General features: G+C 71.2%; 26 protein-coding genes. 15 read left to right on the top strand and 11 right to left on the bottom strand.

What is annotated here, in order from left to right:
- Positions 1–2 precede the first annotated feature (2 nt).
- On the bottom strand, positions 3–662 hold the full coding sequence (locus tag JI746_RS08590) for a response regulator (protein WP_201688498.1): 660 nt from the start codon (positions 660–662) through the stop codon (positions 3–5).
- A 111-nt stretch (positions 663–773) separates the two neighbouring features.
- On the opposite strand from JI746_RS08590, the gene JI746_RS08595 reads away from it, so the two are divergent.
- Together JI746_RS08595 and wrbA are read left to right on the top strand one after the other, a co-directional pair.
- On the top strand, positions 774–1,637 hold the full coding sequence (locus JI746_RS08595) for a lysozyme family protein (protein WP_201688500.1): 864 nt from the start codon (positions 774–776) through the stop codon (positions 1,635–1,637).
- A gap of 128 nt (positions 1,638–1,765) precedes the next feature.
- Positions 1,766–2,368, top strand: a complete 603-nt coding sequence (gene wrbA / locus JI746_RS08600; protein WP_201688506.1) for an NAD(P)H:quinone oxidoreductase — start codon at positions 1,766–1,768, stop codon at positions 2,366–2,368.
- Positions 2,369–2,761: 393 nt separating this feature from the next.
- Here the strand turns inward: wrbA and JI746_RS08605 are convergent, their stop codons facing one another.
- Complete coding sequence (locus JI746_RS08605) at positions 2,762–3,268, bottom strand: bacteriohemerythrin (protein ID WP_201688509.1); 507 nt, start codon at positions 3,266–3,268, stop codon at positions 2,762–2,764.
- A gap of 177 nt (positions 3,269–3,445) precedes the next feature.
- On the opposite strand from JI746_RS08605, the gene JI746_RS08610 reads away from it, so the two are divergent.
- Both JI746_RS08610 and JI746_RS08615 read left to right on the top strand, forming a co-directional pair.
- Positions 3,446–3,967, top strand: a complete 522-nt coding sequence (locus tag JI746_RS08610; RefSeq protein ID WP_201688510.1) for a hypothetical protein — start codon at positions 3,446–3,448, stop codon at positions 3,965–3,967.
- A 124-nt stretch (positions 3,968–4,091) separates the two neighbouring features.
- Positions 4,092–4,346, top strand: coding sequence for a hypothetical protein (locus JI746_RS08615; protein WP_236599673.1), 255 nt, complete (start codon positions 4,092–4,094; stop codon positions 4,344–4,346).
- Between the two features lie 31 nt (positions 4,347–4,377).
- Here the strand turns inward: JI746_RS08615 and JI746_RS08620 are convergent, their stop codons facing one another.
- Positions 4,378–5,265, bottom strand: a complete 888-nt coding sequence (locus JI746_RS08620; RefSeq protein ID WP_201688518.1) for a LysR family transcriptional regulator — start codon at positions 5,263–5,265, stop codon at positions 4,378–4,380.
- 102 nt (positions 5,266–5,367) lie between these two features.
- Between JI746_RS08620 and JI746_RS08625 the strand changes: the two genes are divergently transcribed.
- The 5 genes from JI746_RS08625 (at position 5,368) to JI746_RS08645 (ending at position 9,936) form a co-directional block, all read left to right on the top strand.
- Complete coding sequence (locus tag JI746_RS08625; RefSeq protein ID WP_201688519.1) at positions 5,368–6,744, top strand: acyclic terpene utilization AtuA family protein; 1,377 nt, start codon at positions 5,368–5,370, stop codon at positions 6,742–6,744.
- Positions 6,741–7,067 carry an AtuA-related protein gene (locus tag JI746_RS08630; protein WP_201688520.1) on the top strand — a complete coding sequence of 109 codons (327 nt, stop codon included), beginning with the start codon at positions 6,741–6,743 and terminating at the stop codon, positions 7,065–7,067. Before JI746_RS08625 ends, JI746_RS08630 begins: the two co-directional genes overlap by 4 nt.
- Positions 7,064–8,017 carry a Bug family tripartite tricarboxylate transporter substrate binding protein gene (locus JI746_RS08635; protein ID WP_201688525.1) on the top strand — a complete coding sequence of 318 codons (954 nt, stop codon included), beginning with the start codon at positions 7,064–7,066 and terminating at the stop codon, positions 8,015–8,017. The genes JI746_RS08630 and JI746_RS08635 overlap by 4 nt, the downstream gene beginning before the upstream one ends.
- A 151-nt stretch (positions 8,018–8,168) precedes the next feature.
- Positions 8,169–9,098: a non-homologous end joining protein Ku gene (gene ku, locus JI746_RS08640; protein ID WP_201688527.1), complete on the top strand. Its 930-nt coding sequence runs from the start codon at positions 8,169–8,171 to the stop codon at positions 9,096–9,098.
- Between the two features lie 4 nt (positions 9,099–9,102).
- Positions 9,103–9,936 (top strand): tetratricopeptide repeat protein, encoded by an 834-nt coding sequence (locus JI746_RS08645; protein ID WP_201688529.1) that lies wholly within the window; start codon positions 9,103–9,105, stop codon positions 9,934–9,936.
- Positions 9,937–9,961: 25 nt separating this feature from the next.
- On the opposite strand, the gene JI746_RS08650 is transcribed toward JI746_RS08645, so the two are convergent.
- A complete protein-coding gene (locus JI746_RS08650) occupies positions 9,962–11,386 on the bottom strand; it encodes an aminotransferase-like domain-containing protein (RefSeq protein ID WP_201688531.1) in 1,425 nt (474 codons plus the stop codon).
- 157 nt (positions 11,387–11,543) lie between these two features.
- Between JI746_RS08650 and JI746_RS08655 the strand changes: the two genes are divergently transcribed.
- The 4 genes from JI746_RS08655 to JI746_RS08670 are packed head-to-tail and all read left to right on the top strand — an operon-like array spanning position 11,544 to position 14,692.
- Positions 11,544–12,254: a c-type cytochrome gene (locus tag JI746_RS08655; protein WP_201688533.1), complete on the top strand. Its 711-nt coding sequence runs from the start codon at positions 11,544–11,546 to the stop codon at positions 12,252–12,254.
- Complete coding sequence (locus JI746_RS08660; protein WP_201688535.1) at positions 12,251–13,528, top strand: c-type cytochrome; 1,278 nt, start codon at positions 12,251–12,253, stop codon at positions 13,526–13,528. Before JI746_RS08655 ends, JI746_RS08660 begins: the two co-directional genes overlap by 4 nt.
- A gap of 11 nt (positions 13,529–13,539) precedes the next feature.
- Positions 13,540–13,725, top strand: a complete 186-nt coding sequence (locus JI746_RS27985; protein WP_201688541.1) for a DUF2970 domain-containing protein — start codon at positions 13,540–13,542, stop codon at positions 13,723–13,725.
- Between the two features lies 1 nt (position 13,726).
- Complete coding sequence (locus tag JI746_RS08670) at positions 13,727–14,692, top strand: EamA family transporter (RefSeq protein ID WP_330892970.1); 966 nt, start codon at positions 13,727–13,729, stop codon at positions 14,690–14,692.
- A 98-nt stretch (positions 14,693–14,790) separates the two neighbouring features.
- Here the strand turns inward: JI746_RS08670 and JI746_RS08675 are convergent, their stop codons facing one another.
- From JI746_RS08675 to JI746_RS08705, 7 genes are read right to left on the bottom strand one after another with little or no spacing between them, the layout of a single operon-like run.
- On the bottom strand, positions 14,791–15,750 hold the full coding sequence (locus tag JI746_RS08675; protein WP_201688543.1) for a Bug family tripartite tricarboxylate transporter substrate binding protein: 960 nt from the start codon (positions 15,748–15,750) through the stop codon (positions 14,791–14,793).
- Between the two features lie 34 nt (positions 15,751–15,784).
- Positions 15,785–16,648 (bottom strand): amidohydrolase family protein, encoded by an 864-nt coding sequence (locus tag JI746_RS08680; RefSeq protein WP_236599674.1) that lies wholly within the window; start codon positions 16,646–16,648, stop codon positions 15,785–15,787.
- Positions 16,645–17,628 carry a tripartite tricarboxylate transporter substrate binding protein gene (locus JI746_RS08685; protein WP_201688545.1) on the bottom strand — a complete coding sequence of 328 codons (984 nt, stop codon included), beginning with the start codon at positions 17,626–17,628 and terminating at the stop codon, positions 16,645–16,647. Before JI746_RS08685 ends, JI746_RS08680 begins: the two co-directional genes overlap by 4 nt.
- 39 nt (positions 17,629–17,667) lie before the next feature.
- On the bottom strand, positions 17,668–18,537 hold the full coding sequence (locus JI746_RS08690) for an HpcH/HpaI aldolase/citrate lyase family protein (RefSeq protein WP_201688547.1): 870 nt from the start codon (positions 18,535–18,537) through the stop codon (positions 17,668–17,670).
- Positions 18,530–19,237 carry a cysteine hydrolase family protein gene (locus tag JI746_RS08695; RefSeq protein ID WP_201688549.1) on the bottom strand — a complete coding sequence of 236 codons (708 nt, stop codon included), beginning with the start codon at positions 19,235–19,237 and terminating at the stop codon, positions 18,530–18,532. The genes JI746_RS08690 and JI746_RS08695 overlap by 8 nt, the downstream gene beginning before the upstream one ends.
- 17 nt (positions 19,238–19,254) lie before the next feature.
- On the bottom strand, positions 19,255–20,445 hold the full coding sequence (locus JI746_RS08700; RefSeq protein ID WP_201688551.1) for a CaiB/BaiF CoA transferase family protein: 1,191 nt from the start codon (positions 20,443–20,445) through the stop codon (positions 19,255–19,257).
- A 10-nt stretch (positions 20,446–20,455) separates the two neighbouring features.
- Complete coding sequence (locus tag JI746_RS08705) at positions 20,456–21,427, bottom strand: Bug family tripartite tricarboxylate transporter substrate binding protein (RefSeq protein WP_201688553.1); 972 nt, start codon at positions 21,425–21,427, stop codon at positions 20,456–20,458.
- 109 nt (positions 21,428–21,536) lie between these two features.
- On the opposite strand from JI746_RS08705, the gene JI746_RS08710 reads away from it, so the two are divergent.
- Together JI746_RS08710 and JI746_RS08715 are read left to right on the top strand one after the other, a co-directional pair.
- Positions 21,537–22,418: a LysR family transcriptional regulator gene (locus tag JI746_RS08710; protein ID WP_201688555.1), complete on the top strand. Its 882-nt coding sequence runs from the start codon at positions 21,537–21,539 to the stop codon at positions 22,416–22,418.
- Positions 22,419–22,477: 59 nt separating this feature from the next.
- A complete protein-coding gene (locus JI746_RS08715; RefSeq protein WP_201688557.1) occupies positions 22,478–23,836 on the top strand; it encodes a class II 3-deoxy-7-phosphoheptulonate synthase in 1,359 nt (452 codons plus the stop codon).
- The last annotated feature ends 3 nt before the right edge of the window (positions 23,837–23,839 follow it).

Consider the following 23,839-nt stretch of genomic DNA (forward strand, 5'->3'; position numbering starts at 1 on the left):
CTTCACTCCCGCGGCACGACGTAGCCGAGGCCGCGCACCGTGCGGATGAAATCGGCCCCGAGCTTCTTGCGCAGGCCGTGCACGTACACCTCCACCGCGTTGCTGCTGATGTCGTCCTTCCAGCCATAGAGCTTCTGTTCCAGCTGCGCGCGCGAGAACACCACGCCCGGCCGCTGCAGCATCGGCTCGAGCAGCGCCCATTCGCGCGGCGACAGCGCCAGCGGCTGGCCGTTCAGGCGTGCTTCGCGCGTGGCCGGATTGAGCTCCACGCCGTTGTGGCTGATCACCGGCTCGCCGCGCCCGGCACTGCGCCGGAGCAAGGCGCGCACCCGCGCCAGCAGTTCATCGGTGTCGTAGGGCTTCACGATGTAATCGTCGGCCCCGGCATCGAGGCCCGCCACGCGGTCGCCGATCGCATCGCGCGCCGTCGCCACCAGCACGGGCACCGCGTCGCGGCGCCCGCGCAAGCTGCGCAGCACCTGCAGGCCATCGGCCTTCGGCAGGCCCAGATCGAGCAGGACCAGGTCGTACTGCTCAGCCAGCAGCGCCGCATCGGCGGCCTCGCCGTCGCGCACCCAGTCGACCGCGTAGTGCTCGGAGCGCAGCACATCGAGCACGGCCTTGCCGATCATCGTGTCATCTTCCACAAGTAGCAGGCGCATGTCGGACGAAGCTTACCCCGGGATGTAACAACGCAGACTCAGCGGCGAACTTCGGGCTGTCGCACCCCTCTATCAGTGGTCTCCTACAAACAGCCCAGTACTTACTCCGACATGCAACGTATCACTGCCTCTACCGTCTGGTCCGTCACCGCCATCGCCCTGGTTGCCGGTGCCGCCACGCTGTCGAGCCACGTGACTCCGTCCGCTCCCGCCGCGGACGCGGACGTGGCCGGCGCCCCCGTCGCCACGGGCCGGATCGCTGGCGCTGCCCAGGCCGCCACGAGCGCCGCTGCCGCCGTCGCCAAGAGCACTGCTGCCGTCACGACCAGCGCCGCCGAAGCCGTCGCTGCCGTCGCGGCCAAGAGCCCCGCCGTGCCGCCCGCCATCCGCGCGGCCACCGCCTTTGCCGTCACCTCCGACAAGGAACTGCGCCAGCGCATCAAGTGGGTTCCCGTGCGCTGGGGCGGCGAGAAGACGAAGACGCTGGACGACGAGTCGCGCCTGCTGCTGGCCGCGGCCGCTGCCGAACGCGCGGGCCTGGACGAAGTCGGCCTCTCCTTCGAGGACGTCTACGGCGTGATCGACGCCGAGACCTCCTGGGTGCCGCGCAAGGGCAAGGGCCGCAACGGCGTGACCAGCCACGGCCTGGCGCAGTTCGAGCCGCGCACGGCCAAGGGCTACGGCCTGAAGAACCCGAGCGACCCGGTGCAGGCCGTGTTCGCCGCGGCGCTGTACATGAAGGACGGCGCCGAGTGGGCCGCCGACAAGGTCGCGCACCTGCCGCTCACCCCCGAGCAGCGCGCCGCGAAGATCCGCGAAGGCGTGTCGGTGTACTACAACCTGTCGATCCGCGGCCGCAACAAGTGGGACGGCCTCAACACGGCGCAGCTGCCGGTCGAGACCCAGCGCCACATCCGCAACGTGCGCGCCGGCGCCGAGAAGGCCTCGGACCTCGCCGAAGAGATCCTGAGCTGAGCCACCGCCCAGCCACGACGACGCCACCTTCGGGTGGCGTTTTTCATGGTTCGTGCAGCGGGCCTGGGGGCCCCCAAAGGAAGAGCGTCCTTGCGCTAGATTGCGGCTCCCCTACCCCGGAGCACGCGATGGCAAAGGTCCTGGTCCTGTACTACAGCTTCTACGGTCACATCGAGGCGATGGCCACTGCCGTCGCCGAAGGCGCACGCCAGGTCGGCGGCGCGCATGTGGAGATCAAGCGCGTTCCCGAAACCGTGCCCGACGACGTGTTCAGGCAGGCCGGCGGCAAGGCCAACCAGCCGGCCCCGGTGGCGCAGCCCGCGGAGCTCGCCAACTACGACGCGATCATCTTCGGCACCGGCACGCGCTTCGGCAACATGACGGGACAGATGCGCAACTTCCTGGACCAGACCGGTGCCCTCTGGATGTCCGGCGCGCTGGTCGGCAAGGTCGGCTCGGTGTTCTGCTCCAGCGCCACCCAGCACGGCGGCCAGGAAAGCACCATCCTCACCTTCATCCCGACGCTGCTGCACCACGGCATGGTCGTCGTGGGCCTGCCCTATGCGGAGCAGAGCCAGATGGGCATCGACGAGATCAAGGGCGGCAGCCCCTATGGCGCATCGACCATCACCGGCGCGAAGGGCGAGCGCATGCCGAGCCAGCAGGAACTGGGCATGGCGCGCTACCAGGGCAAGCACGTGACGACGATCGCGACCAAGCTGTTCGGGTAGCTCGCGGTAGTGCAGCGTTCCACGCTGTTCGCAACATATCCGTCATTCCCGCGTGGGCGCACACCTGCGCGGAGTTGACGCACCACCCACCGCCATCCTGAGCGCAAATACCGCAGCACCGTTGCGCTGGACGAGGAGTGAAGCCGGCGCAGTGTGTGTCCACTGAGGCGGTGGCCCTTGGTCCGGCGCAGGACGGATTTGTCCGCCTCACTCCATGTCCCCCGGCGCGGTTGAGAGCACGGGCCTTGGCTGATGCCGCGCCCGCGCCTCCTCCTTTACTTCCGGAGGCGGACAAACCCGTCCTGCGCCTGGGTCGTCGAATGGCCGGGCGATCGACCCTCCACGAAGTCCGTGACGCAGCGCTGGGCCGTGCGGCGGCCCCAGCGGCGCACCCTAGCGCCGCCCGAACAGGCGGTCGAACAGGCTGGCGCCCGCATCGCGCAGCGGCAGCGGCTGCGTGCTCGGCCCGGTGGCGTGGTACCAGCGGCCGAAGTGAAGGTCGTGCGTGACGATGTGGGCCACCAGCCACTTGTTGAGGAAGGTGCGCAGCTCCTGCACGCGCTCCTCGGACCAGGCCGTGCCGCCGACCAGGAATTCGCTCACCCGCATGGCCAGGTGTTCATGCATCTCGATGTGGCGCTGCAGCCCCGGGTAGCCGCTGCGCTCCATCAGCGCCTCCTCGTGCGTGAAATGCGTGACGACGTAGTCGACCAGGCCCTCCAGCCGCTGCTTCGCGTTCGCCAGCTGCAGTCCCTTGACCAGCGCGAAGAGCTGCTGGTGCTCCGCATCCACTTCGGCGATGCCCGTGCGGAAGCCTTCACGCCATTCGACGACGAAGCTGCCCTGCCCGCCCCGGTCCGCGTCGCCGGGAGGGCCTGATTCACGCGCCTGCTGGCTCATGGTCTTCTCTTGTGCTCGCCAAGCAGGGCAGTCTCGGTGCCGAGGCGCACGGCGGCGTTGACGCGCGTCAAGGGCGCGCCTGCCAAGCTCGGCGGCCTGGCTTGTCGGCCGTATCCGACAAACGGGCGGCAGCGCCACCGTCTGTGACGGCGGCGTTACGTCCCAAGATGGGCGTCTATGGGGCAGGACGACAGCATTGCGGCATTGCGCTCGCGCATGTCGGCGCTGGTCGAACAGGAAGGTGTCCTGCTGACGCAGGCGTTCGACCTCAGCCGCGCGGGTGGTGATCGACGGGGCGTGGACGCGCTGTTCGCGCGCGTGACCGCCATCCAGGTGGAACGGAACGGCCTGAAGAAGCAGATCGGGAACATCCTCGGCACGCACCGGCTGCACTCGGTGGCGGAAGTCTGGCGGCTCGGCGTCTACGACTACCGCCCGGAAGTGGGCGCCGCGAGCGTGCGCGTGCGCGTCGCCAGCGGGCCGCTGGGCCTGCAGGTGTTCATGCCGGGCCGAGGCGACCCGGTGCGCATCGAGAGCCTGGAGGGCACGTTCGAAGGTCCTCTCGCGGTCGACGATGCCGCCACGCATCAGGCAGGCGGAGATGCACCGAAGGACGCAGCGGGCAACGGCGCCGAAACGCGTGCGCGGGGAAGGACCACGACGCCGAAACGCGCGGCAGCCAAGAAGCGCTCGAGCTAGTCTCCTGTCCCACAAATATCTAGGGGCAGCCCGGGGTGAGACAGGACACCAGCACTTGTGCTGCGGCGGCGCGAGGGGTATGAAGCCTGCAGGGCGACCGCAATGTTGCCGAGAGGAGGTGCGCATGAAATCCCTTCTCCTGCCGCTGGCGCTGTGCGCCGCGCTCGCCGGCTGCGCGGTCGCCGTGCCGGGACCTCCGTATGCCTATCCGTACGGCGGCTATCCGTATGCCTACGGCCCCTCCGGGTACGACGCGTTCTGGTTCTCCGGCAGTTTCCTGTGCTGTGGCGAGCGGCGTGATCACGCCCACGGCGTGCACCACCACGGGCAGCGCGGGGCCGTCGGCCGCGGCGGCAGGATGTACGGCGGGCGCCGCTGACGGGCGCTGCGCACCACCGCGCCGGCGCGCATCACCGCCGCGCCTGCGCCACGATCGCTTCCACCATGGCCCGCGCGGCCACCGACAGGGCCTTGCCCTTGCGGCGCGCCAGCAGGATCGGACGGCGCAGCGCCCGGTCGCGCACCGGCACGCTGGCCAGGCCGCTGCGCAGGAAGTGGAACAGCGTGAGCTCCGGCACCACGCTGACGCCCAGCCCCTGCGCAACCAGCGCCGCCACGGTGGCGAGGTGCTCGACTTCGAGCGCACCGGTGCGGGCCGTCACGCCCGCCGCTTCGAGGTGCTGGCGCACGCTGCTGCTGCGCGCCAGGTGCACGATCTCCTCGCCTTCGAGCTCCGACAGCGCCACGCTGCGCCTGCCGGCGAACCGGTGCGTGCCGGGGCAGACCAGGTGGAAGCGCTCGCGCTTGAGTTCCTGCACGTCGAATTCGGGGAGTTCGCCGCCGGCGGTGATCGCCAGGTCGACCCGCCCTTCGCGCAGCAGGGCGAGGCCGCCGGCGGCGAGCGTGTCGAACAGCTCGATGCGGATGTTCGGGTGCCGGTCGCGGTAGCTCGCGATCGCCTGCGGCATCCAGACGGCGGCCACCGAGGGCAGCGCGGCGACGGCCACCTTGCCCACGCGCCGCGTGGCGAGCTCGTTCAGGTGCGCCAGCGCGTGCTGCAGGTCCTGCTGGATGCGGCGGACTTCCTCCGCGAACAGCTCGCCCTCCGGCGTGAGCGCCACGTGCCGCGTGGAGCGCTCGAACAGCGCCACGCCGGCCGTCCGCTCGATGCGGGCGATCTTCTGGCTGAACGCGCTCTGCGACAGGTGGCAGCGCTCCGCGGCGCGGGTGAAGTGCTGCGCCTGCGCCAGGGCCAGGAAGGCCTCCAGGTCGCGCGAGGACAGATTGATCGAAGGCATGGATGAAACGATCCGATTTTTCCATTTTACGCAGCAGGGTGGTGCGTCGAAGATGCGCGCAGGCCTCGCTTCGCACGGCCGCCGCACTTCCCCTGGAACGCCATGCCCTCTTCTCCTGGTTCGCCGCCCCTGCTTCGCATCGGCTGCGGCGCCGGCTTCTCCGGCGACCGCTGGGACGCCGCCGTGCCGGTGGTGCGGACGCTGCGCGCCGCGGGCGGCCCCGCCGTGCTCATGTTCGAGACGCTCGCCGAGCGGACGCTGGCGCTGGCGCAACTCAAGCGCCGGCAGGAGCCCGACGGCGGCTGGGAGCCTTCGCTCGAGCGCTTCGTCGCCCCCGTGCTGCGCGACTGCGTTGAAGCCGGCATCCCCATCGTGGGCAACTTCGGCGCCGCCAACCCCGTCGGCGCGGCGCACCGGCTGCAGCAGCTGGCCGCATCGCTGGACCTGCCGCCCCTGCGCATCGCCGCCGTGCAGGGCGACGACCTGCTCGCCGCCCTGCCCCCTGCGCGCGTCGCCCAGTTGCTGCCCGGCGCGCTGCAAGGCAAGCCCCTGGTCAGCGCCAATGCCTATCTCGGGGCCCTGCAGATCGCCGATGCCCTGCGCGCAGGCGCCCAGGTCGTGGTCACGGGCCGGGTTGCCGATCCGTCGCTGGCGCTCGGTCCGATGCTCGCCCACTTCGGCTGGGCCGACGACGACTGGGACCGGCTCGCCTGCGGCACCATGGCGGGCCACCTGCTCGAATGCGGGGCACAGGTGACGGGCGGCTACTTCGCGGATCCCGGCGTGAAGGACGTTCCCGGCGTCGCGAATCCCGGCTTCCCGATCGTGGAGATGCACGCGGACGGCCGCTTCGTCGTCACCAAGGCGGCGGACACCGGCGGCTGCGTCGACCGTCGCACCGTGACCGAGCAGTTGCTCTACGAGATCCACGACCCGGCGGCCTATCTCACGCCCGACGTCGTCGCCGACATCAGCGAAGCCGCGCTGGCCGAAGACGGCCCGGACCGCATCCGGGTGGAGGGCGTGCGCGGCCATCCCCGTCCCCCCACGCTCAAGGCGACCCTCTGCTACGAAGGCGGCTGGCTGGCCGAGGGAGAGATCTCCTACGCGGGGCCCAACGCGACGGCGCGGGCGCGCCTGGCCGCCGACATCGTGCGCAAACGGCTGCGGCAGCTCGGGCTGGCGCACCTCGCGCTGCGGGCCGACCTGATCGGCGTCGCCAGCGTGCTGGCGGACGACGCCGGCCACTGGTGGGACCACCAGGCCCTGCCGCCGCGCGAGGACGTGCGCCTGCGCATCGCGGCGGCGTCGTCGCACCGGCAGGAAGCCGATGCCGTGGCGCGCGAGGTGCTGGCCCTCTACACCTGCGGGCCGGCCGGCGGCGGCGGTGTCCGCACGCACGTGACGCCGCGCCTCGCCAGCGACTCCTGCTTCGTGCCGCGCGACTGGCTGCAACCCACCTGGAGCTTCGTGCCATGAACAGCGTGCTGCTGCATGCGCTCGCCCACGCGCGCACGGGCGACAAGGGCAATCGCTCGTCGATCGCCCTCGTCGCCTACGAGGCGAAGCACTGGCCGCTGCTGGTGGAGCAGGTCACCGCGCAGCGCGTGGCGGCCCTGTTCGCGGACCGGCGGCCCAGCGCCGTGCGGCGCTACCTGCTGCCGCGGCTGCACGCCATGAACTTCGTGCTGGACGACGTCCTGGATGGCGGCGTCAACGGATCCCTCAACCTCGACAGCCACGGCAAGGCGCTGTCGGGACTCCTGCTCACCCTCGAAATCCAATCGGAGACCAGCCCATGAACCGACGTCACCTGCTTGCCGCCCTGCTCGCCGCCACGCCGCTGGCCGCGCTGGCGGACTACCCGGACAAGCCCATCACCTTCATCGTGCCCTTCGCCGCCGGCAGCGCCACGGACCAACTGGCGCGCGCGCTGGGCCAGGCCGTCACCAACGAGACGAAGCAGCCGGTGCTGGTGGACAACAAGCCCGGCGCCAATGCCTTCATCGGCGCGCAGGCCGCGGCCAAGGCGAGCAAGGACGGCTACAGCGTGTTCATCACCACCAACACGACCCATGCGGCGAACGAGCACCTGTTCAAGAAGCTGCCCTACGACCCGGTGAAGGACTTCGAGCCGGTCACGCTGCTGTCCAAGGGCGGGCAGATCCTGATCGTCAACAACAACCTGCCCGTCCACAGCGTGCAGGACCTGATCAAGCTGGCGAAGTCGCAGCCCGGCAAGCTGTCCTTCGGCTACGGCAGTTCGTCCAGCCGCATCGCGGGCGAGATGTTCAAGCAGATGACCGGCACCTACATCCTGAGCATCCCGTACCGCAGCAACCCGCCGGCCGTGACGGACCTGATCGGCGGCCAGATCGACCTGATGATCACGGACATGACCACGGGCCTGCCGCAGGTGAAGGCCGGCAAGGTGAAGGCGCTCGGCGTGTCGACGCTGAAACGCACGCCGCTGGCGCCGGAGGTGCCGACCATCAGCGAGGCCGGCGTGAAGGGCTACGACATCAGCTTCTGGTTCGCCGCCTACGTCCCCGCCGGCACGCCGCCGGCGGTCGTCTCGCGCCTCAACGACATCCTGGCCAAGGCGAACCACAGCCAGACGGTGGCGGCCTTCTACGCCCAGAGCGGCTTCGAGACGCTCGCCGGCACGCCGGAGGACCTGCGCAAGTTCCAGGCCGCCGAGTCCGAGAAGTGGCGCAAGATCATCAGCGGCGCGGGCATCGAGAAGGAGTGAGCTCGCCCGCAAGCGCCGTGGCCTGCCCGCGTTCAGGGCGGCAGCGCACGACGGGGTTCACAGGCGCGGCTGGCGGGCCTACCATGGCGTCCCACCGCGCGAGGGCCGCGTGCGGTGTCCGCGCATCCCCCGGCCCGCGAGAGGTCTGCCCATGGCTGCCCGTTCCATTGCGTCGCTGTCGCTGAGCTTCGGCCTGGTGGCTATCCCCGTGAAGCTGTATTCGGCGACGGAGTCTTCCGGCGCGATCAAGTTCAACCTGCTCGCCCGGGACGGTTCGCGCCTGAAGCAGCAGTACGTCTCCGAGAAGGACCAGGGCGTCGTCGCCCGCTCGGAGATGGTCAAGGGCTACGAATTCGAGAAGGACCGCTTCGTGCTCTTCACGCAGGAGGAGCTCAAGGCCCTGGAGGAATCCAGCAGCCCCACCATCGACGTGATGTCCTTCATTCCGGCCCACTCGGTGGACCCGCTGTTCTACGACAAGGCCTACCTCCTGGCACCGGACAAGCGCGGCGCCAAGCCCTACACCCTGCTGGCCGAGGCGATGCGCCGCAGCGGCCGTTGCGCGCTGGCGCGCTGGGCCTGGAAATCGAAGCAGTACGTGGTGCAGATCCGCCCGGTCGAGGGCGGGCTCGTGCTGCAGCAACTGCTGTACGCGGACGAGGTCCGGTCGCTGCAGGAGCTGAACATCGAGCAGGTGGAAGTCTCGCCGGGCGAACTGCAGCTGGCCCTGCAGCTGATCGAGCAGATCTCCACCGACAGCTACGACCCGCGGCAGTACGTGGACGAAGAGAAGAAGCGCATCCTGGCCGCCATCGACGAGAAGATCGCCGGCAAGCAGATCGTGGCGGCGGCGCCGCAGGAGCCGCAGGGCTCCGCGCAGGTGATCGACCTGATGGAGGCGCTGCGCGCCAGCCTGCGCAAGCCGCCGGTGGCCGCCGGCGTGCCGGCGATCGAGACCCAGCCCGCCATCCCCACGCGGGAACGCAAGAGTGCGAAGCGCGCGGCCACGCCGGCTGCCACGACCGTCGCAGCGGCACGCGTCGCGCAGCCCGCGCCGGCCAAGGCGCGCGCACGCAAGTGAGCCGGTGAGCGCCGACGGCGAGGCCTCCACCTTCACGGTGCGGCGCGTGCAGGCGATGCTGGGGCTGTCGCGCCACATCGTGGCCGGGCTGATCGAGGCGGGCTTCGTCACGCCGACGCGCGGCCGGCGCAACGAGTGGCGCTTCACCTTCCAGGACCTCGCGCTGCTGCGCACCGCGCACGCGCTGCAGGCGCAGAGCATCCCGCCGCGGCGCATCCTGCGCTCGCTGGCGCGGCTCAAGTCCACCCTGCCCGCGGAGCTGCCGCTGACCGGCTTGCGCATCACCGCCATCGGCGCCGACATCGCGGTGCGCGACCGCAGCGGCCAGTGGCGCTCCGACACGGGGCAGATGCTGCTGGACTTCGACGTGGCGCCGGTGGCCGGCAGCGTCGCCATCCTGGAACGCGCTCCCTCGCCGCAGGCCGAAGCGGCCGATGCGCAGTCGCTGTTCGAGCGCGCCCTGGCGCTGGAAGACAGCGATCCCGCCGCCGCCGAGGCCGCGTATCTCCAGGCCCTGGCCGCGGCGCCCGAGCTGGAGGATGCGTACCTGAACCTGGGCGCGATGTGGGCCGCCGCGGGCCGACATGCCGAACTGCTGCGGCTGTCCGATGCCGCGCTGGCGCACTGCGCCGGCTCCGCGCTGCTGCACTACAACCGCGGCGTGGCCCTGGACCACCTGGAGCGCTTCGAGGAGGCGGCGGCCAGCTACGAACGCAGCCTGGCGCTGGACCCCTCGCTGGCCGACGCGCACTTCAACCTGGCGCAACTGCACCAGCAGGCCGGCGACCTGCGCGGCGCGCTGCGGCACTTCAACGCGTACCGGCGGCTGCAGCGGTGAACGGGCGAGCACGCGCCCTGCGCCGTCAGCGGTCCGCGCTGCGAATGCGCGCCGCCAGGCGCCCGATCGTGCGCAGCGCCGGCTCGAGCTGCTCGGGTGAGGGGTGCCCGTAGTTCAGGCGCACATGGTGGCGAAAGCGCTGGTCGGCGGAGAAGATGTGGCCGGGCGCCAGGCTGATGTTCTGCGACAGCGCCAGGCGGTGCAGCTGCAGCGCATCGACATCCTCCGGCAGTTCGAGCCAGAGGAAATAGCCGCCCTCCGGCTGCGTCACGCGCGTGCCCGACGGCAGGTGCTTCGCCACCAGCCGCACCGCTTTCTGCTGCTGCGCCGCCAGCGTGCCGCGCAGGCCCCGCAGGTGCTTGTCGAAGGCGCCGTGCTGCAGGAAATGCAGCACGGCCACCTGCGACGGAACGGCCACCGAGAGCGTGCTCGAGAGCTTCAGCCGTTCGACCTGGGCGGCGAAGCGTCCGGCGGCGGCCCAGCCGATGCGGTAGCCCGGCGCGAGGCTCTTGGAGAACGAGCTGCAGTGCAGCACCCAGCCCTCGCGATCGAAGGACTTGGCCGGCAAGGGCCGGCGCATGCCGAAATAGAGCTCGGAATAGACGTCGTCCTCGATCAGCGGGACGCGCTGCCGGGTGAGCAGTTCCACCATCGCCTTCTTCTGCTCCTGCGCCATCGATGCGCCCATGGGATTCTGGAAGGTCGGCATGAACCAGCAGGCCTTGACGTCATGCTGCTGCAGCACCGCGGCCAGCGCCTCGACCTGCACGCCATGGCGCGGGTGCGTCGCGACCTCCACCGCCTTGAGCTGCAGCCGCTCCAGCGCCTGCAGGCAGCCGTAGAAGGCGGGCGCCTCGATCGCCACCACGTCGCCGGGCCGGGTCACGGCCTGCAGGCACAGGTTCAGCGCCTCCATGGCGCCGCTGGTCACGACGATCTCCTCGGCGCTGGCCAGCGTGCCGGTGGACACGTAGCGCAATGCGATCTGCCGCCGCAACTCCTGGTTGCCGGGCGAGAGGTTCTCGAGCACTTCCTGCGCCTGCAGCTTGCGCATCGCGGCGCCCATGCCGCGCGCCAGCCGGTCGAGGGGAAACAGCGCCGGATTGGGAAAGGCCGAACCGAGGGGGATCACGTCGCGCTGGCGCACCGAGCCGAGCACGCCCAGCACCAGGTCGTTCACCGCGACTTCGCGCAGCCCGGAGGTGGGCTGCGTCAGCAGCGGTTCCTGGCCGCGCGGCGTGATCCGCTGCGCGACGAAGTACCCGGCGCGGGGGCGCGCCTCCACCGCGCCGCGCGACTCCAGGAGGTAGTAGGCCTCGAACACCGTGGAGGGGCTCACGCCGCGGCTGGCCACCGACTCCCGCACCGAAGGCAGGCGGTCCCCGGCGCGCAAGGTGCCGGCGGCGATCATCGTCTCGATGTCCTGCGCCAGTCGTTCGTACTTCTTCATCGCACCTGTCTGATATGGCCGGGCGAGCATTTTCCGCCTCTGAGCTGTTCGGGCCGCTCCACCCGCGAATCCCCTGCGAAACCCGTCTGCTACGGTCTTTTCTTCGGCATCTGTGTCTTACCGCCGGGACGCCGCGGGGGGACACTGTGGGTCCACCATGAAAGTCCTCCCGTCCTCCCTGCATCGCGTCGTGCCGGCACTGGCGGCCGCTCTGCTGGCGAGCGCCAGCGCCGTGGCCGCCCCGCCGCCCGACACCATGGCGCAGCGCATGCAGGCCTGCGTTGCCTGCCACGGCAAGGAAGGCCGCGCCACCAACTCCGGCTTCTTCCCGCGCATCGCCGGCAAGCCGGCCGGCTACCTCTACAACCAGCTCGTGAACTTCCGCGAGGGCCGGCGGCGCAACGGGACCATGGCCTACCTGCTGGACCAGATGTCGGATGCCTACCTGCGCGAGATCGCCGACCACTTCTCCGCGCTCGAACTGCCTTACCCGCCGCCGCAGACGACGCATGCGCCCGCCGCGCTGCTGGCACGCGGCGAGCAACTGGTGCGGCAGGGCGATGCGGCGCTGGGGATTCCCGCGTGCGCGCAGTGCCACGGCCAGGCGATGACCGGGATCGCACCTGCCACCCCCGGACTGCTCGGCCTGCCGCGCGACTACATCCTGGCGCAGTTCGGCGCCTGGCGCACCGGCGAGCGCCGCGCAGCCGCCCCCGACTGCATGGCGCAAGTCGCAAAGCGCCTGTCGGCGCAGGACGTCACGGCCATGGCGACCTGGCTGTCCGCGCAGCCGGTGAATGCCGGCCCCGCGCCGGCCGCCAGCGCCGCTGCGAACCTGCCCCTCGAGTGCGGGAGTGCTGCGCGATGACAGCCTTGCGATCGCGCCCGGCACGCGTCGCCGCCATCGTGCTGTCGCTCGTCCTCGGCCTGGCCGCGGCAGTGGCCTGGCTCAACGTGCGCGGCGAAGAGGACCCGTCGGCTGCCGCGGCTGCCCGCGCCCCGACACCGGAGCTGCTGGCGCGCGGCGCCTATCTGGCGCGGGCCGGCAACTGCGCCGCCTGCCACACCGACCGGGGCGGCGCCGCCTATGCCGGCGGCAAGGGCATCGCCACGCCCTTCGGCACGGTGTACGCGGGCAACCTCACGCCCGACCGCGAAACCGGCATCGGCGCCTGGAGCGCCGCCGACTTCTGGCGCGCCCTGCACCACGGCCGCTCGCGCGACGGCCGCCTGCTCTACCCCGCCTTTCCGTACCCCGACTACACGCTGGTCACGCGCGAGGACTCGGACGCGCTGTACGCTTTCCTGCGCAGCCAGGCTCCCGTGCGGCAGGCGACGCGCGCGCACGACCTGCGTTTCCCGTACAACACGCAGGCCGCGCTGGCGGTCTGGCGGGCGCTGTTCTTTTCGCCGGCGACTTTCCATCCTGAAGCGGCGAAGTCGGCCGAGTGGAATCGCGGCGCCTACCTGGTGCGCGGCCTCGGACATTGCCAGGCCTGCCACGCACCCCGCAACGCCTTCGGCGCGACGCAGGAAGACCGCGAACTCGGTGGCGGCCTGATCCCGCTGCAGAACTGGTATGCACCCTCCCTCGCCGCGCCCGGCGAGGCCGGCGTGCAGGGCTGGAGCGGGGAAGAAATCGTCCGCCTGCTGAAGGACGGCACCAGCGCGCGCGGCGCGACCGTCGGGCCGATGGCCGAAGTGGTGTTCGGCAGCACGCAGCACCTGGAGGACAAGGACCTGTGGGCGATCGCCAGCTTCCTGCGCGAACTGCCGCAGCAGGCGCCGCCAGCGCGCGCCAGCGAGCCCGCCTCGCGTGACGTCCTCGCGCTCGGCGAGAAGATCTACCAGGATCGCTGCGCCGAATGCCACGGCGCGCAGGGCGAGGGGCGCGGCAGCGCCTACCCCGCCCTGGCCGGCCACCGCACCGTCACCATGGGCAGCAGCGCGAACCTGGTGAAGGTGATCCTGGGCGGCGGCTTCCCGCCCACCACGGGCGGCAATCCGCGACCCTACGGGATGCCGCCCTTCGGCCAGAGCCTGAACGATGACGAGGTTGCCGCCGTGGCCTCGTTCGTCCGCGGGGCCTGGGGCAATCCGGCCTCCCGGGTCACCGCGCTGGATGTCCAGCGGCTACGTTGAGGAGCTTTTCCGTGAACCTCGTTCGCCAGATCCAGACCGTGCTCTGGAGCTTCATCGGCCTCGGCCGCCGCCAGGACATGGCCACCATCCACGAACGCGGCAGCCCCCTGGTGCTGATCCTCGTCGCCTTCGTGCTGGTGCTGATGTTCCTCGGCAGCCTGGCGCTCATCGCCCACTCCGTCGTCAAGGCGGCGTAACGTGGGCGAGGGAGCACCGCTGAAGGCGAGAGACCTCGCGGCCATCCTGCTGGTGATCGGCGTGTGGGGCATCAACTTCGTCGTGATGAAGGTCGGCCTCGCGAGCTTCACGCCGTTCCAGCTGGGTGTGGGCCGCTTCCTGTTCGCCTTCCTGCCGCTCGCGCTGGTGCTGCGCCCGCCGTCGACCCGCGCGCGCTGGGTTTTCGCCTTCGGCCTCACGCAGGGAATCGGCCAGTTCGGCTTCCTCTTCCTCGCGCTGCAGGTCGGCATGACGGCAGCGCTCGCATCGGTGCTGCTGCAGACGCAGGTGTTCTTCAGCGCCTTCCTCGGCGCCTCGCTGCTGCGCGAGCGCATCGGCACCGGCCTGAAGATCGGCATGCTGTTCGCCGGCGCCGGGCTGGCCTGCTTTGCCGCGCAGGTGTGGCAGGCACCCGCCAACGGGCCGGTCACCGGCGCGGGACTGGCGCTGACGCTCGTGGCCGCGGTCCTGTGGTCGGTCTCGAACATCGTCGTGCGCAAGGCGCGGCAGGAGGCCACGGCCTTCGCTCCGCTGTCCTTCGTGGTGTGGAGCAGCGGCGTCTCGGTGCTTCCCTTCGCCGCACTGAGCTGGTTATTCGATCCGCCCGGCGCCTCGGCGAAGTGGTCGCAGGCGCCGTGGCAGGGCTGGGCCGCGATCGCGTTCCTCGGCTGGGCCGCATCGGACCTGGGCTACAGCCTCTGGACCGGCCTGCTCAAGCGCTTTCCCGCCAGCCGGGTCGCACCCTTCAGCCTGGGCGTTCCCGTGATCGGACTGCTCGCGGGCATCGCCTTGCTGCACGAACCGGTGGCACCGTTGCAGTGGTTCGGCGCGCTGTTCGTGCTGGCGGCGCTGGCCAGCGTGATGCTCGCGGGCGGCGCCGCGGCCCTTGCAGCCTGGCTCTTTTCCGCCGCTGCCAGGCAGCGTGGCAAGGCGCCTGCGGGAAAGTGACCCTGAGCGGCGGCCTGGCGGAAGGGTTCGAGGTGCTGCCGCAAACCGCGGCGGCGTCGCCGCTCGCCGGCATCAGGCCGGCGGCCCCGGCAGCCCCTTCACTCCGGCTTGATGTTGGCCGTGCGGGCCACGCGGTTCCACTTCGCGATGTCGGCGGCGATGAAGCGGGCGAACTCCTCGCGGCTGCCCTCCGCCGGATTGAAGCTGAGCGCGTGCAGCTTGTCGCGCATTTCGGCGCTCGCCATGATGCGGCGCAGTTCCGCGTTCAGCCGGTCGAGGATCGCCGGCGGCGTCCGGGCCGGCGCAGCAAGGCCGATCCAGCCGATCGCCTCGAATCCGGGCAGGCCCTGCTCCGCGATCGTGGGCACGCCCGGCAGGTACGGCGAACGCTGCGCCGAGCCCACGCCCAGCACCTTGAGCTTGCCGGCCTTGATCTGGGGCAGCACCGCCGGCAGCGCATCGAACATGACCTGGATGTCGCCGCTGATCACCTGCGGCTGCGCCTCCGCCGTGCCCTTGAAGGGCACATGGACCATCGACACGCCGGCCTGCGCCAGGAACGCCTCGGTCGTGAGGTGCGAGGTCGAGCCGGCGCCGGCCGAGGCGTAGTTCATGGGCGACTTGCGCGCCGCCGCCAGGAACTGCTGCAGGTTGTTCCACGGCGCGTGGGCCGCCGTGACCAGGGTCTGCGTGACCGTGCCCAGGTTGCTGATCGGGGCGAAGTCTTCCACCGGCCGGTACTGCAGCTTGGCATAGATCGCCGGCGCGACCGCGAAGCCTCCGCTGGTGGCCATCACGAGCGTGTAGCCGTCGGCCGGGGCCTTGGCGGCGACGTCGGTGCCCAGGCGGGTGCCGGCACCGGGCTTGTTGTCGATCACGAAGGGCTGGCCCAGTGCGCGTGCGAGCTGGTCGCCCACCAGCCTGGCCAGGATGTCGGTCGACTGGCCGGCGGCAATCGGCACGATCACCTTCACCGGGCGTGCAGGGTAGTCGGATTGGGCGCGCGCGGCCCAGGGCAGGCTGGCGGCGGCGCAGAAGAGGCGGCGATTCAGGGCCATGTTCTTTGGTGAGGGAGAGTGTGTGTGTTCGGGCTCAGGGCTGCGCCGGCGCGAAGCCGTAGAGCGCCGCGGGGTTGTCGACCAGGATCCGCTGCCGCAACTGCGCGTCGGGCACCCAGGCAGCGAGCAGGTCGCACAGGCCCAGCGTGTCGGGCGGGTGCGCCTGCTCCGTCGCGTGCGGCCAGTCGCTGCCCCAGACCAGGCGATCCGGCGCGGCGGCCACCCAGGCCTGCGCGACGGCCACCGTGTCGGCGAAGCCCGGGCCTCCTTCGAGCGTGTTCAGGTACGGGCCACTGAGCTTGAGCCAGGCGCGGCCGTCCTGCAGCATGCCGCGCACGAAGTCGAACGCGGGGTGGGCCAGCCCCACGCGCCCGGGCGGCAGCCGCGCCAGGTGGTCGAACACCACCGGGCACGGCAGCCGGCCGATCGCGCGGGCGTGCCCGGCGATCTGGTCGGCCTGCAAATGCAGCTGCAGGTGCCAGCCGAAGGGGTGGATGCGCGCCGCCAGCGGCTCCAGCATCTCGATGCGCGTAGGCGCACCGGCAGCGGCGTGCAGGGTCATGCGCACGCCGCGGATGCCGCCGGCGTGCAGCGCTTCCAGCGTGGCCTCGTCGACGTCCGGCTGCACCACCGCGATGCCGCGGGTGTCGGCCGCCCCGAGTTGCGCGATGGCGTCGAGCGTGCAGCGGTTGTCGCTGCCGTAGACCCGCGGCTGCACCACGACCGCGCGCGTGGTGCCCATGCGCTCCTGCAGCGCCCGGTAGTCGGCCGCGGTGGCCCGCTGCGGCGTGGCGGTCAGCATGGGGCCGGCCAGCTCCGGGAAGCGCGGGTCGAAGACGTGCAGGTGCGCGTCGCAGGCCCCCGGGGGCATCGCCGGCATGCTTGCGTGCGCGTTCATTCCGCCTGGATGCCGGCGCTGCGGGCGATGTCCTGCCAGTAGGGGATCGCGCGCCGCACTTCGGCCGCGAAGTCCGCCGCACCGAGCTGCGCCGGCTCGGCACCTTCGCGCAGGAAGAACTCGCGCATCTCCGGCGTCTGCACGATGCGGTTGACGGCGGCATTGAGCTTCTGCACCACGGCGTCGGGCGTGCCGCCGGGCGCCAGCAAGCCCCACCAGATCGAGAACTCGAAGCCGGGCGCGGCATCGGCCATCGGCGGCAGCCCGGGCGCCGCGACGGAGGGCTTCAGGCTGGTGACCGCGATCGCGCGTGCCTTGCCCGAGCGCAGCGCCGGCTGCAGCGAGGGACCGCTGGCGATCAGCAGGTCCACCGTTCCGGCCATCAGGTCGGTGGTGGCCGGCGCCATGCCGCGGTACGGGATGTGCGTGAGGAAGATCTGCGCCTTGTTCTTCAGCAGTTCGGTGGCGAACTGGTTGGTGCTGCCGGGGCCGGAGGACGCGTAGTTGATCTTGCCCGGCTGCTTGCGCGCCAGCGCCACCAGGTCGGCCGGGGTGTTCACCGGCAGGTCGGCGCGCACGGCGACCACGAAGGGGCCGCGCGCCATCATCGCCACCGGCGTCAGGTTCTTCATCGGATCGAAGGGCAGCCGGGGCTGCACCGCCGCATTGGTGACGAAGCTGGAGGACACCGCACCCAGCGTGTAGCCGTCGGGCGCAGCCTTGGCCACGATGCTGGTGCCCAGCGTGCCGCCGGCACCGGGCTTGTTGTCGATCACCACCGGCTGCCCCAGCGCCTCGGACAGGCGCTTGCCGATCGCGCGGGCGAACACGTCGTTCGAGCCGCCCGGGGGATAGGGCACCACGATCGTGATCGGGCGGGAAGGATAGGACTCCTGGGCCAGGGCCGGGCCGGCGGCAGCGAAGGCCGCCGCGCCCACGGCAGCGGCCACGAGGCGCCGGCGGGAAAGAGAGAGGTGCATGGTGTCTCCTGTGCGTGTTCGTGGAAGGTGCGGACCGGCTCAGTCCGGCAGCAGGCCCAGGCGGCGCGCCAGCGCCACCAGGTGTTCCGCGCGCGTGATGAACGGGCCGTCGACCAGCTTGCCGTCGACGGTGAAGGCCCCCACGCCGCGCGCCAGAGCGTCGCGGGCCGCCTCGACCACGCGCAGCGCATGCGCGATCTCTTCCTGGCTGGGCCGGAACACATCGTTCGCCAGGGCGATCTGCGTCGGATGGATGCAGCTCTTGCCGGCAAATCCCATCTGCTGCGCCGTCTTCGCCTCGCGCACGAAGCCGTCGGGATTGCGGATGTCCACGTAGGCGCCGTCGTAGGCGGCGATGCCGGCCTCGCCGGCGGCCAGCCGCACCGCGAAGCGCACGGCCTGGCTGGCGAACGGTTCGCCCATCGGGATGCCCAGCGGCGAAAAGAGATCGCCGAAGCCGATCTGCAGGCCCATGACGCGCGGGTGTGCCGTCGCGATCTCCGCCGCCAGCCGCAGCCCCCGTGCCGACTCGATGTTGGCCAGGATGCCGATACGGGCAGACAGGCTGCGGCGCTGCTCGATGCGCTCCAGCGCGCTGACGGCATCGCGGACCGTGGCCGCGCTTTCCACCATCGGCAGGTTGAGCACATCCACCGCCTCGCAGGCGATCGCCTCGAGATCCGCCGCGAAGTGCGAGGTCTCCACCGCATTCACGCGCACCACCACCAGCTTGCCGTGCATGGCGGCGCGCCCGCCCTGGAACAGCTTGACGAGTTCGGTGCGCGCCGCCGGCTTGGCGCCCTCTTCCACCGCGTCCTCGAGGTCGAACGACACGGCGTCGGCGGCGCCGGCGAGGGCCTTGGCGAACAGCTCCGGACGCGAGGCGGGAACGAACAGCTTGCTACGCATGGTCCGTCCCCCCGGCGTGGCCGCCGATGCCTTGCAGGTACGCAGTGACTTCGGCGGCGTCGACCACGTCCGCGAACTGGCGGTCCATGTCGAACAGCGAGATGGCGTGCGACACCGGGATGCGGTCGAACACCGCCTGCTGCGGCACGATCACGCGAAAATTCCACGAGGAAGCATCGAACACGGTGGCGCGGATGCAGTTGCTGGTGGCGCCGCCCACCACGATCACCGTGTCGACCTTGCGATCGACCAGGTAGCCCAGGAGCGGCGTGCCGTGGAAGCCGCTCGGCTTCTTCTTGACGAACACCAGGTCGCGCGGCCCGGGCTCCAGTTGCGGCACCAGTTCCGCGCCGCGTGTGCCGGCCAGGCACCAGTTCGGGCTCTCCAGCAGCGCACGCTTGCGGCCATAGACACCGATGTCCGAGCCGTCGCGTTCCAGCTCGAAGCGGGTGAAGAAGCACGGCACGCCGCTGGCCTGCGCGGCACCCACGACGGCGGCGATCTGCCCCACGGCGGCGCGCCCCACGTCGCCGCAGCTGGAGGGCCACTCGGCATCGGCGCCCTCTTCGCCCACCATGTAGCGCTGCGCGTCGATCACCACGACGGCGGGACGCGCTCCGAAGCCCATGCGGGTTCCGAAGCGGCCGCGGGCCAGCACCGCGCGGTCCGCGTCGTCGAGATAAGACTCCCACGGCTTCATGCCGTTTCCTCCCTGCTTCATCCGAGCGCCCCCGCCGCGCGCAGTTGCGCGATCTCTTCGGGGCCGTAGCCGCACTGCTCCAGCACCTCGTCGGAATGCTGGCCGAAGGTCGGCGCCGCACGGGCCGGGCCGGCCTCGCCGGCATCGAACGTGACCGCGCGCGCCAACCCCCGGTAGCTGCCCACCAGCGGATGGCTGAAGCGCTGCACCATGCCCTCGGCCGCGACCTGCGGGTGATCGAACATGTCCTCCACCTGCCGCACGGCCGCACAGGGCACGCGTTCGCCGAACAGCTCCTCCCATTCCAGCGCCGTGCGTTGCTGCAGCGCCTCGCGGATCAGCGGCACGATCTCCTGCGCCCGCTGCGCGCGCTTGCGCACCGAGTCGAAGCGTTCGTCGGCGGCGAGCTGCGGCAGCCCGATCAGCTCGCACAGGGCCTGCCAGAAGTGCGGGGTGTTGGCGGAGATGTACAGGCTGCCGCTGCGCGTCGGGTGCAGCCCGGTGATGCCGCCGGAGCGCATGTCGCGGTAGACGTCGCGGCCCTCTCCCTCGCTCCACACCAGGCGCGCCGACTGCATGGCCAGCGCGCTGCGCAGCAGCGAGATGTGGACCGACTGGCCCTGGCCGGTGCGCTCGCGCTGGAACAGTGCGGACGAGACGCCGCCGGCGAGCAGCGCTGCCGCGTAGTAGTCCACCACCGAGCCGTAGACGATCTCCGGCTGGCCGGGCGGGCCCTGCATGGCGCAGATCCCCGTCATCGCCTGCAGCACCTGGTCGTAACCGGCCCGGTGCTGCATCGGCCCGCTCTCGCCGTAGCCGGTGAGGCTGCAGTAGACCAGCCGCGGGTTCACCTCGCGCAGGCTTTCGTAGGCGATCCCGAGCCGCGCGGGCACGGAGGGGCGGAAGTTGTGCACCAGCACGTCCGCATCGCGCACCAGCCGCAGCAGCACCTCGCGGCCCCGCGGGTTCTTCAGGTCCAGCGCGACGCCGAGCTTGCCGCGGTTCACGCCCAGGAAGGCACGGCCTTCGGCGGCGAGCGTGGACGGGTACTTGCGCAGGTTGTCGCCCTCGGGCGGCTCGATCTTGATGACGTCGGCGCCCTGGTCGGCCAGCAGCGTGCAGCCATAGGGACCGGCGATGTAGCCGCTCAGGTCGAGGATGCGCACCCCGGCCAGCGGCCCGGCGTTGGAATCGGCAGGCAGGTTCACCGCAGGCTCCTCATTGCAGGCCGGCACGTTGCGCGGTCTGCGTCCAGCGTGCCACGTCCTTGGCCACCAGCTCGCGCAGCGCCTGCGGCGTCGACGGGGCGGGAACCGCGCCGGCCGTCTTGAGGAAGCTCGCGAACTCCTTGTCGGCGCAGATCGCCGCGACCTCGCGGTTCATGCGGTCGCGGATCGCCGGCGGCAGGCCGGCCGGAGCGAACAGGCCCCACCACACCTCCACCACGTAGTCCAGCCCCGCCTCCCTGACCGTCGGAATGGAGGGGTGGTCGGGGTCGCGCTGCTCGCTGGTGAAGGCAAGCATGGGCAACTTCTCGGCCGCCGTGCCGCGCACCGCGGCGATCGTCGTGACGACCAGGTCGATGCGGCCGGCCAGCATGTCGAGCTGGGCGGGTGCGATGCCCTTGTAGTTCACGCCGGTCATCCTGATGCCCGCCGTGTGGTTGAACAACTCGGTCGCGAGCTGCGTGCTGTCGCCGAGGCCGGCACTGCCGTAGTTGATCCGGCCCGGGTTCTGTTTCGCGTACGCGATCAGCTCCTGCACGTTCTTCGCGGGAAAGCCTTCGCGCGTCATGACCACGAACGGCGCGCTCGCCACGCGCGAGATCGGCTCGAAGGCCTTGACCGGGTCGTAGGGCGTCTTCTGCACTGCGGCGGTGGTCGCGAGCGAACCGGAGACGAACAGGAAGGTATAGCCATCGGCCGGCGAACTGGCCACGAGCTGGTTGCCGACGGTGCTGCCACCGCCGGCGCGGTTGTCGACCACCACCGACTGGCCCAGGGTGCTGCCCAGGCGCTGCGCGAGCCGGCGCGCGATCACGTCGTTGCTGCCGCCGGGTGCGAACGGGACGACGATGCGCACCGGCTTGGCGGGCCAGGCGTCCTGGGCGAATGCGCCGGTCGGACCGGTGAGAAGGCCGCAGCACAAGGCGCCGAGCGCGAGGAGGGAATGGCGTTTGGAAAGATGCACGGAAGGTCCTGCGAAAACGAGGGAAGGCGCGGCTGCGCAGATGCCCATGTTAGGGGCCTGCTAGCATAAGAAAAGCGATTCTTTGTCAACTCTCACTTGAGTTTCCCTCATGAAACTGGCCGCTCTCGAAACGCTGGGCGCCGTGCTGTCCACCGGCAGCTTCACCGCCGCTGCGCGCGAAGTGGGCGTGACCGCCAGCGCCGTCAGCCTGCAGATGAAGCAGCTGGAGGCGTACATCGGCCGGCCGCTGTTCGACCGCTCGGGCCGCACCGCGGTGCCGACGCCGGTCGCGCGCGAACTCGCCGCGGCATCGGCCACCGCGCTGGCCACGATCGAGGGCTTCCGCGCCCGCAGCCCGCTGGCGGTTTCGGGCATGCTGCGCCTGGGCGCCATCACCAGCGTGCAGAACTCGGTGCTGCCGCGGGCCTTGCGCCTGCTGCGCGACCGGCACCCGGGGCTGACGGTGCAACTGACGCTCGACGTGAGCGCGCCGCTGCAGGCCGGGGTGAGTGCGGGCCGGCTGGACGCCGCCGTCCTCGTGCGGCCTCCGCGCGGCGGGTCGAGCCGCCTGGCCTGGCGCGACCTTGCCCGCGTGCCCTTCGTGCTGGTCGCGCCGGCGGACGCCGAAAACCTGGGCGCCCAGCAGCTCCTGCGCCGCTACCCGTGGATCCAGTACGAGCGCACGCTGACCGGCGGGCGGGTGGCGGCGCAGTACGTGCGCCGGCTCTGTCCCGACAAGCGGGCCGCCTACGAACTCGCCGCCACCGACGCCATCATCGGCATGGTCGCCGAAGGCCTCGGTGTCTCGGTGATCCCGCGTCCGCGCGCACCCTTGCACCGCGCCTATGCATTTCGCGAGGTCACGCTCGGCGCCGCCGCTCCGGCGCGGCAGGTGGCGTGGGCCTGCCGCAAGACGGATGTCGAGGACAGGCGCCATGCCGCCGTCTTTGCCGCGCTGGCCCAGGCCTACGAGGCCGGCGACGGCGCTTAGGGGGCATGGCCCCGGCCGCGCGCAGCGGCGGCCCGCGCGCGGCCGTCTAAGATCCGCGGATGGAACCCTGGAGCCCTTCTTCCTGGCGCGCCCGCCCGGCGCGGCAGCTGCCGGCCTATCCCGCTGCGCCTGCGCTGCACGACGCGGAAGCACGGCTGCGCGCGCTGGCCCCGCTGATCTTTCCCGGCGAGATCTCGCAATTGCGGCAGCGCCTCGCGGCCGTGGCGCGCGGCGAGGCCTTCCTGCTGCAGGGCGGGGACTGCGCCGAAAGCTTCGACGAGGTGGGCCAGCATCCCGTCGAATCCACGTTCCGCGTGATCCTGCAGATGGCGGTCGTGCTCACGTACGCCGCAGCCTGCCCGGTGGTGAAGGTCGGCCGCATCGCCGGCCAGTTCGCCAAGCCGCGGTCCTCGGATTCGGAGACCGTCGCAGGGGTGACCCTGCCTTCGTACCGCGGCGACATCATCAACGGCAGCGCCTTCACGGCCGAGGCACGGCAACCGGATCCGGCCCGGCTGCTCACCGCCTATGCCCACTCCGCCGCGACCCTCAACCTCCTGCGCGCCCTGGCCCAGGGCGGCTTCGCCGACCTGCACGAGGTGCATCGCTGGACGGCGGACTTCGTGCGCGCCAGTCCCCAGGGAGAGCGCTTCGAGGAGCTCGCCGAGCGCATCACGCAGTCGCTGGCCTTCATGCAGGCCTGCGGCTTCGACGCGGCCCGCGCGCCGCAACTGCACGCCGTGGAGTTCTACACCTCGCACGAGGCGCTGCACCTGCACTACGAGGAAGCGCTGACCCGCGAGAGCGAACGCGACGGCGGCTGGTACGGGGGCTCCGCGCACATGCTGTGGCTGGGCGAGCGCACGCGCCAGGTCGACGGCGCCCATGTGGAATACCTGCGCGGCGTGAGCAACGTGATCGGCGTGAAGCTGGGGCCGACGGCGGACGCCGACGACGTTCTGCGCCTGCTGGACGTGCTCGATCCGCAGCAGGATCCGGGCCGCATCGTCCTGATCAGCCGCATGGGCAGCGAGCAGGTCACGCAACGCCTGCCGGCGCTGCTGCGCTCCGTCAGCCGCGCGGGGCGCACACCCGTGTGGTGCTGCGATCCCATGCACGGCAACACCGTCACCGCCGCCAGCGGCTACAAGACGCGCGACTTCGAACGCATCCTGCAGGAGGTGCGCGGCTTCTTCGCGGCGCACGCGCAGGAGGGCACGCATCCCGGCGGACTGCACTTCGAGATGACCGGGCAGGACGTCACCGAGTGCCGCGGCGGCGCGCAGGCGCTGACGGACGAAGGTCTGGCCAGCCGCTACCGCAGCGCCTGCGATCCGCGCCTGAACGGTTCGCAGAGCCTGGAGCTGGCCTTCCAGATCGCCGACGTGCTGAAGTCGGCGCGCCGGACGGACCGCTGAAGC

The organism is Ramlibacter alkalitolerans, from assembly GCF_016722765.1.
In the GTDB taxonomy this organism is placed as follows: Bacteria; Pseudomonadota; Gammaproteobacteria; order Burkholderiales; family Burkholderiaceae_C; genus Ramlibacter; species Ramlibacter alkalitolerans.